This is a genomic window from Bacillus xiamenensis, from assembly GCF_000300535.1.
GTDB classification, from domain to species: domain Bacteria; phylum Bacillota; class Bacilli; order Bacillales; family Bacillaceae; genus Bacillus; species Bacillus xiamenensis.
The window spans coordinates 1-7,972 of sequence record NZ_AMSH01000092.1 but is presented as its reverse complement, the minus strand read 5'-3'; the positions used below and the strand labels follow the sequence as shown (position 1 = coordinate 7,972).

The 7,972-nt window shown below is 44.1% G+C and carries 9 protein-coding genes; 3 read left to right on the top strand and 6 right to left on the bottom strand.

Going from position 1 to position 7,972, the window contains the following annotated elements:
* Positions 1 to 49: 49 nt before the first annotated feature.
* Genes BA1_RS17670 through BA1_RS17645 form a run of 6 tightly spaced genes read right to left on the bottom strand, consistent with a single transcriptional unit; the run spans position 50 to position 5,186 of the window.
* Positions 50 to 292: a DUF2584 domain-containing protein gene (locus tag BA1_RS17670; protein ID WP_008361929.1), complete on the bottom strand. Its 243-nt coding sequence runs from the start codon at positions 290 to 292 to the stop codon at positions 50 to 52.
* Positions 293 to 331: 39 nt separating this feature from the next.
* On the bottom strand, positions 332 to 1,126 hold the full coding sequence (locus BA1_RS17665; protein ID WP_008361927.1) for an alpha/beta hydrolase family protein: 795 nt from the start codon (positions 1,124 to 1,126) through the stop codon (positions 332 to 334).
* A gap of 26 nt (positions 1,127 to 1,152) precedes the next feature.
* Complete coding sequence (locus BA1_RS17660; RefSeq protein WP_008361925.1) at positions 1,153 to 2,634, bottom strand: phytoene desaturase family protein; 1,482 nt, start codon at positions 2,632 to 2,634, stop codon at positions 1,153 to 1,155.
* Complete coding sequence (locus BA1_RS17655) at positions 2,631 to 3,758, bottom strand: glycosyltransferase family 2 protein (RefSeq protein ID WP_008361923.1); 1,128 nt, start codon at positions 3,756 to 3,758, stop codon at positions 2,631 to 2,633. The genes BA1_RS17660 and BA1_RS17655 overlap by 4 nt, the downstream gene beginning before the upstream one ends.
* Complete coding sequence (locus tag BA1_RS17650; protein WP_008361921.1) at positions 3,743 to 4,489, bottom strand: lysophospholipid acyltransferase family protein; 747 nt, start codon at positions 4,487 to 4,489, stop codon at positions 3,743 to 3,745. Before BA1_RS17650 ends, BA1_RS17655 begins: the two co-directional genes overlap by 16 nt.
* Positions 4,458 to 5,186 (bottom strand): carotenoid biosynthesis protein, encoded by a 729-nt coding sequence (locus BA1_RS17645; protein WP_034740001.1) that lies wholly within the window; start codon positions 5,184 to 5,186, stop codon positions 4,458 to 4,460. The genes BA1_RS17650 and BA1_RS17645 overlap by 32 nt, the downstream gene beginning before the upstream one ends.
* Positions 5,187 to 5,359: 173 nt before the next feature.
* Between BA1_RS17645 and BA1_RS17640 the strand changes: the two genes are divergently transcribed.
* The 3 genes from BA1_RS17640 to BA1_RS17630 are packed head-to-tail and all read left to right on the top strand — an operon-like array spanning position 5,360 to position 7,928.
* Positions 5,360 to 6,361: an ABC transporter substrate-binding protein gene (locus tag BA1_RS17640; protein WP_008361916.1), complete on the top strand. Its 1,002-nt coding sequence runs from the start codon at positions 5,360 to 5,362 to the stop codon at positions 6,359 to 6,361.
* A gap of 15 nt (positions 6,362 to 6,376) precedes the next feature.
* Positions 6,377 to 7,147, top strand: a complete 771-nt coding sequence (locus BA1_RS17635) for an ABC transporter ATP-binding protein (protein WP_008361915.1) — start codon at positions 6,377 to 6,379, stop codon at positions 7,145 to 7,147.
* A 34-nt stretch (positions 7,148 to 7,181) separates the two neighbouring features.
* Positions 7,182 to 7,928, top strand: a complete 747-nt coding sequence (locus BA1_RS17630; RefSeq protein ID WP_406566838.1) for an ABC transporter permease — start codon at positions 7,182 to 7,184, stop codon at positions 7,926 to 7,928.
* Positions 7,929 to 7,972: the final 44 nt, after the last annotated feature.

Below are 7,972 nucleotides of genomic sequence, written 5' to 3'. Positions count from 1 at the left end.
ATCCCTGTCTCAAAAACGGGGGTCAGTCCCGATCATTCCCTCAGCTTTTTTAATTCGTTGAATGCAATGATACAAGACGGTAAGTCACCTTCGTGACATCGTCTGACAGCTCGAGCTTTTCTACATGTGCTGTCCCTGTTTTTTCCCCGTCTTTCGTTTTGCGCACCTCAAGCGGAATATTTAATGGATAAATGCGGTACCCTTCCTTCATGAGCTCAAACACATTTTCTTCAATTCTTGTCTCTTTTCCTTTTGTGACAATCATTGTATTAAATTCAACAGGCATTCCCATAATGAAAATCCCCCTACTTTCTAAATTTCTTTCTACTGTTTATTTTACCACATTTCCGCCTTTACGGCTGTGCATCCATGTCGTCAGCCGTCTGACAATCTCCCGATTATGCTGCGGCGGGAAATAATGATTGTAGCCATGAAAATACCATGTTTCCACAGACTTGCCATGCTGACGCAGCGCATCTTCTAATAAATACGCATGCTCAATGGATACATTCTGATCCTGCTCTCCATGGATGATTAAGACAGGGGCTTCGATTTTGTCCACATCATTCAAAGGGGTTCGCGCCTCATATGCTTCTGGCACCTTGTGCGGCGGACCGCCTATCACGCGCTTCATCATTCTTCTCATATCCACACGTTCTTCGTAGGTGAGCTTCATATCACTTACACCGCCCCAAGTCACAAAGGAGGCGGCTTCCTGTTTCATTTCAACAGCGGTCCAAATGCCCATAATACCGCCACGGGAAAAACCAAAGATATGAATGCGATCCTGCTTCACCTTTTGATGATTTTTTAACAGATTAAAAGCCGCAAATGCATCTTTCCGATCCTCTCCGGCAAAGTCCTCGTTCCCTTCGCCTCCTTGATTCCCTCGGTAAAAAGGAGCAAAGACGACAAAGCCTTGCGCTGCAAATTGCACAATTCGGCCAGGTCTGACCATCCCCACATTTTTAATGCCGCCGCGTAAATACAAAAAACCGTCATAGAGACCTTCTCCGGCCGGTTCAGCGAGCAGCCCTTTCATCCGAAGTCCATCGGCCTCATATGTCACTGTATATAAGTGAATATGCGGATGGGGCGACGGGAACCTTCTTTTTTCCACAATCACTTGAATTCTCTCCTTTTCATTCGGTGTTACGTCAATTGCTTCATAATCGCTTCTGCAACAAGCTGACCTGATTTTGTCACCATCGGAGTACCGCCGCCTGGATGACTGGTGCCTCCAACAAACCAAAGCCCTTCAATATCCTTTGATTGATTATTGATACGGAAAAATGCCTGCTTGAACGAATTCGAAGACATGCCATAAATGGCTCCGTGATATGCTCCCGTTTTTTGCTGCAAATCAAGCGGGGTTTGAACCGCTTCATATTCGACAACCTGATCGATATCAAAGAGACCCTTTTCTTTTAGTTTCGTTTTGATATGCTGACGATACGTCTCCTTTAGCATGTCCCAATTTTGCTCTTTTGTCACATAAGGTGCATTGGCCAGGACAAACAGGTTGCTTCTTCCCGGTCCTCCGCTCAAGGCTGGCTCTGAATGGCCTGAATAACATATGTAAAGCGCCGGGTCCTGAGGGAGCTTTTTTTTCTGAAAAATATCCTTGAATTCTTGCTCATAATTCTCTGGAAAAAATACATTATGATGAGACAACTGTTCATAGACTTTAGGTATTCCAAGTAAAAGAACAAAGCCAGATAACGATGGTTCGATATTTGAAAGCTTTTGATTTAAAAAGCCAGGACGGTCTTTTTCATCAATCAAATGGCGATAGACAGTCAGTGCATCCGCTCCTGCAATGACTTGATCTGCCTCATACACCTGCTGATCTGTTTCAACCCCTTGGATTCGTTTATTCCTCACATGAATTTTATTTACTTGTTCATTGAGATGAATCTGGACGCCCAATTCCTTTGCGAGTGTCTCAAACGCCTCAACTAAACGATACGTACCGCCCTTTATTCCATAAATGCCTTTTTCCCCTTCTAAATACGCCATCATATTAAAAATAGCGGGAGCCTCGTAGGGTGAAGAGCCAATGTATGTTGCATACCGCCCAAACATCGCCAATGTATGAGGATGACGAAAATACTGACGAAGCAGGCGCTGAACGGATGTAAACGGTTTGACAGCAAGAAGTGCTTTCACCAGCTTAAGATCCGCTTTATCCTTCCAGGTCAATAACAAACGATTTAAAAACTGATCCTCCGCCATTTGGAAAAGCTTTTTTGAATTCTGTAAAAAGGCTCGGTATTGCTGCGCATCCTCAGGGCTAAATGCGGCAATTTGCGCTTCCATTTGCTCGATATTCGGCGTAAACTCGACCGTATGACCATCAGAGAATACATTTTTGGTCAGGGGAGAGATCGGATAAAATGTGACATAATCCTCCATCCGTCTCTGACAAGAGGTAAACACTTCTTCAAAATACGCCTTCATTGTAATGGTGCTCGGTCCTAGGTCAAAAGAGTAGCCAGCCCCTTGATGACGCTGTAATTTCCCGCCTAAAGCAGCTTCTTTTTCTAAAATGGTGACCTGAACCCCGCGTGACTGTAAGCGAATTGCCGCTGACAACCCGCCAAGTCCGCCGCCAATGATGATCACTTTTTTCATTCGTACCTTCTTCCTTTCCATTCATACCCTTCTTTTTTCAGTCCAATTTTCATAGAAGCAAAACCAATGGCGATCAGGCTCATGATACTTACCGGCAATAAAAAGGCCATCGTAGACGTTCTTCCATTTTCGATATCAATGACCGCTTTAATAGATACACCTAGCCCGTAGCAAAGAATGGCTAAACAGAGATTGACCACATCAAACTGAATGAGGGCGATAATGAAACAAATAACGGGAACCAAATAAAGCATTGTATATAAACAAAAGACACCGCTTAACAAAGCAATGCTCCGATTTACTCCAGGAAACAAATTTTTTCGATAGCCTTCCCACACTTCCTGTCCGCTCTCATACATTCTCATATAGACAAACGGATGAATACTCGCAAGTGTGAACGGAAAGCCCTTCGCTTTCACTCGTTTCGCCAAGGCCATATCATCAACGAGCGAATCCTTGATCGCTTCATGACCACCTATTTCGTGATAACAGTTCTTTTCAATCGCAATAAAGCCGCCATGAGCTGCGGCAAAAGCCGGGTTTTGAGATTTTCTGACCCATTTCACTGGCAGATGACACCCAATCGTAAACATCATCATAGGGACCACAAGATGCTCAAACGGTGTCCCTGTTTTTTGCTCTGGGAAGCCTGACAGCATTCCCGTTTTTTGCGTGCATAACTGCTTGTACACCGCCTCGATGGCTCCTTGTTTTAACCGGACATCTGCATCTAAAAATAACAGCCAGTCAGAAGATGCTGCCTCAGCTAGCTGAGAGCAAGCATAGGATTTACCAAGCCAGCCTCGCTTCAACACTTGACCTGACTGCACACGAATCCACGGATATTTCTCTGCGAAGCCCTCAGCAATTGCTCTCGTCTGATCTGTCGAATGATCATCCAGCACAATCAGCTCCTTCGGATAAAGATGCTGATCAACAATCGACTGAAGACACGCTTCCAGACGTTTTTCCTCATTTCTCGCTGGAATGAGGATCGATAATGAAATCGGTTCATCAGGCGACAGAGACGCAGGCTTAAGCACAGGGATTTGCTTCATATTCCAGATGGTAAACATCAATTGACAGAGCAGCAAAGCACTGATCACCGTTAAAAAGACCGCCATGTTTTCACCCACTTCTTAAAGGAATCAAACGCATCACTTGTTGACCGGCTTGTCCTTGTCATCTGTCTAAATTGTTCCTTTACTGTAAAATCAGGATCAGCGACGACCTGCGCTTGATGTTGGTTTAACTGTGTTTCAAGCAGGTCTCCAAGTATACTTGTTACTTCCTTGCTTCGAAGTGAGCCGCCAGATAGTACAACGTCTTCTCCAAACACGACCGATACCGTCGGTTTTTGAAATTGATTAAATGTATAATGCAGCGTCACCGGCTTGACGATGACCTGCTCAAATTGTCTCACCAAAAAAGAAGCTCCGCCCTCCAGTTCAAGCGGCCTTGTATCCTGATGCATGATTTTCCCCTGCGGAAAAAGCCAAACTGCCGCGCCTTCCTGCATATTTGCTTTTGCCGTCATCAATGCTTGTTTTACACTTGTCAACTTCTCTTTATGAACTGGAAATGCACCTAGCTTACGAAAAAAAGCATATTGCTTTAGCTGCTTCTCCTCCATCATCATGTAATGATCTCGTTCAGATGTTTTTTCTGTTAATAGAAAGATGATCAGTCCATCCCACCATGAACTGTGATTCGCAAGATAAAGAACAGGTAACTTCTCTTTTGGGTCCACCGTACCTTGCATCATCACACAGTGGAAATGTTTATTCAGTAAATATCGTTCAAGATAAAGATAAAATAATCGGCTAAACGCTCGGCTTTTGTCGCTTTCTTTCAAATTGAACCCTTCCTTCACACAAGATGACAATGATCAGTGCTAAATAAAAAATCACATCCAGCCCGCCCTTTAATGCCAGAAGACCAAAGAACATCACCATCGCTTGATAAATACGGCCATTCCAGCGCAATACCTGCTGATCAATCGAGACGAGCGGAAAAAGAAATGAAAGCCCTGCTCCAATCATACCCCAGCTCACAAAATTCTCAAAAGGAATACCAAAAAAACCGTCACCGTCATACCACACCCAAAACTTACGGTCAGCCGCTACTGGATCTAATATGAGATCAAGCAGTACAATCCATAGCCCCGTTTCGGCGGCTCGCACCCACTTTGATTGTTGTCCGGATAAAAAAAGACTATTTAAAAACACGCCAACCCATGCAAAAGCGATCGTTAAGGGCACACCCGCCACCAGAAAACCTAAGGCCGGGTAATAATCATAGGCCCCGAATGGAAAGCCCGTTGTGATTCCGACCCATTCAATCGTAAACGTAAGAGCTCCCACAATGGCCGCTCGTTTGATCACAAAGCGCCATGATCCATACATATGTCGGCCCAGCTCCATCACGCAGCAGGCGTACAGCACAAGGAAGATTCCATTTGCAAACTGAAGCCATGCCGGCACTTCGAAAAAAAACATTAATATGAGTCCTACCAAATACCATCCAACAAATATCCAACTCAATCTATACACGAAACCGCTCCTTTATTTTTGCCAAATTCAAGAAAGCATTCATGCTTCTAGTATAGAAAAAAAGGCACGATCTATAAATAAACAATGCGCTTCTTATTTCATCTAGGCACTCACCAAAAATCCCTTTTGACATACTTTAATTAGTGATCTAGAACAAAGGAGGCGAATTACTCTTGAATCGTTCCATTAAAGTCAGACTGGCATTCATATTCGTTGTCTTGCTCTTTCTTCCATTTGTCGCCTGTAAAAAAGAACAAGAGCAGACCGTACAAGTTGCAGAGGTGACCCATTCGGTCTTTTATGCTCCGCTTTATGTCGCCTTATCAGAGGAGTTCTTCAAAGAAGAAGGGTTAGAGGTTGAATTAAAAACCACTTGGGGCGGCGATAAAACGATGACAGCTCTTTTATCCGGCGGTGCCGATATCGCCCTGACCGGATCTGAATCCTCTATCTATGTGGAAGCCCAAGGGACAAAAGACTCTGTCATGAACTTTGCGCAGCTGACTCAAACAGACGGTACTTTTCTTGTCTCAAGGGAGAAAATCGACGAATTCTCTTGGGATCAATTAAAAGGAAAAGACTTTCTCGGACAGCGGAAAGGCGGTATGCCGCAAATGGTCGGTGAATATGTCCTGAAAAAAGAAGGCATTGATTTGAAAAAGGATCTTCGGATGATTCAAAATATTGATTTTGCCAACATTTCAGGCGCTTTTTCCTCTGGAACTGGCGATTTTGTCCAGTTATTCGAGCCGACTGCATCCTTAATCGAAAAAGAAGGCAAAGGGTACATTACCGCCTCCTTTGGAGAGGCTTCTGGCAAGGTGCCTTATACCACTTTTATGGCAAAGAAGAGTTACTTAGAAAAAAACAAAGAAACAGCCGAAGCCTTTACTCGTGCCATTTATAAAGCACAGAAGTGGGTAGAAACGAAGCGTCCAGAGGAGATTGCCAAGACAATCCAATCGCATTTTCCTGATACGGATGTTGACGTCTTATCAAATGCCATCAAACGCTACAAGCAGCAGCACTCATATGCAACAGATCCCCTTCTAAATGAAGAAGAATGGAACAAACTACAGGAAATCATGAAGGCGAGCGGTGAACTGCCGGAATTTATCCCGTACAAACAACTTGTCGATTCATCCATTGCAAAGAAGGTCACAGATCACAAATAGAATAGGAGGTAGCACATGTCTTTCCTTCAAATTGACCATGTGACCCACACGTACTTCTCTTTAAAAGAAAAAACAACGGCCATACAGCACATCAATATGGAGATAGACCAAGGTGAATTCATCTCATTTATTGGTCCCAGCGGCTGCGGGAAAACAACCCTGCTGTCCATCATCGCAGGCATTACACCGCCCTCTGAAGGTCGAATCTTAATCGAAGGAAAAGAGCCGAACCAAAAGGAGCATCAAATCGGCTACATGCTCCAGCAAGATTATTTGTTCCCGTGGAAAACGATCAAGGAAAATGTCATTCTCGGGTTGAAAATTGCAAAACAAGATTCACATGAGGCCTCCTCAGCTGCCCTTAGCTTACTGCCAAAGCTTGGACTGCATGATGTGGAGGAAAAGTATCCGAAGGAGCTGTCAGGCGGCATGAGGCAGCGTGCAGCACTCGCCCGAACACTTGCGGTTGATCCCGGCCTGCTTCTACTAGATGAGCCATTTTCAGCACTAGACTACCAGACCAAACTGACATTAGAAGATCTCGTCTTTCACACATTAAAAAACTATCAAAAAACAGCCGTCCTTGTCACGCATGATATTGGTGAAGCCATTGCCATGAGCGATCGGATTTTCTTATTCTCAAAACATCCCGGCTCTATTCAGCGGATCTTTATCGTTCCAGATGACCTGAAAGCCCTCTCTCCCTTTGAAGCGAGACAAACACCAAGCTTTCAAGAGCTCTTTCAAACGATTTGGAAGGAGCTGAAAACAGTTGAAACACAGTGACCTTTTACATGAAGCCTATCGAAAAAAAGTTCGAATGGAAAAACGCATCACACGAGTCTATCAGCTGATCATTTTCGCCAGTTTCTTTTCACTTTGGGAGCTTGCCAGTCATTTTAGGCTCATTGATCCACTCATTTTCAGTTCACCATCTGCAGTCTGCCAATTGTTTATACAAAAAATATCAGATGGCTCTTTAGTGAATCATATGAGTATTACGTTGTTTGAAACGGTGCTTGGGTTTCTTCTTGGTACGTTTTGCGGCATTTTGTTAGCCGCCGCCTTATGGTGGTCCACCCGGCTTTCGAACGTACTTGATCCTTATTTGGTCATTTTAAATGCGATGCCGAAAGTCGCTTTAGCCCCGATTTTAATTGTTGCCCTTGGGCCTGGCATGATCAGCATTGTCGCGATGGGCGCAATCATTAGTGTGATCATTACAACGATCGTCATTTATACGGCCTTTCAAGAAGTCGATGAAAATTATTTAAAGGTCATGAAAACCTTTGGTGCGGAAAAAAGAGTGGTCTTTCGTGAGGTCATTTTGCCAGCAAGTATTCCAACGATGATCTCTGCCATTAAGGTCAATGTTGGTCTTTCTTGGGTTGGGGTGATTGTGGGAGAATTCCTTGTTTCCTCAAAAGGGCTCGGCTACATGATCATTTACGGTTTTCAAGTCTTCAACTTTACACTCGTGTTCTTAAGCCTTTTCATTATCGCCGTCTTCGCTACCATCATGTACCAGCTTGTAGAATGGCTTGAACGCCGTTTTCTTCAAAAATAAAAAGCACAGGGAGTATGGGACTGACCCCCGTTTTTGAGACAGGG

Bases quoted from the DNA above. Each gene is read 5' to 3' on its own strand.
- BA1_RS17670 (WP_008361929.1), bottom strand. From the start codon at position 292: ATGGGAATGCCTGTTGAATTTAATACAATGATTGTCACAAAAGGAAAA.
- BA1_RS17630 (WP_406566838.1), top strand. From the start codon at position 7,182: ATGGAAAAACGCATCACACGAGTCTATCAGCTGATCATTTTCGCCAGT.
- BA1_RS17635 (WP_008361915.1), top strand. From the start codon at position 6,377: ATGTCTTTCCTTCAAATTGACCATGTGACCCACACGTACTTCTCTTTA.
- BA1_RS17655 (WP_008361923.1), bottom strand. From the start codon at position 3,758: ATGGCGGTCTTTTTAACGGTGATCAGTGCTTTGCTGCTCTGTCAATTG.
- BA1_RS17660 (WP_008361925.1), bottom strand. From the start codon at position 2,634: ATGAAAAAAGTGATCATCATTGGCGGCGGACTTGGCGGGTTGTCAGCG.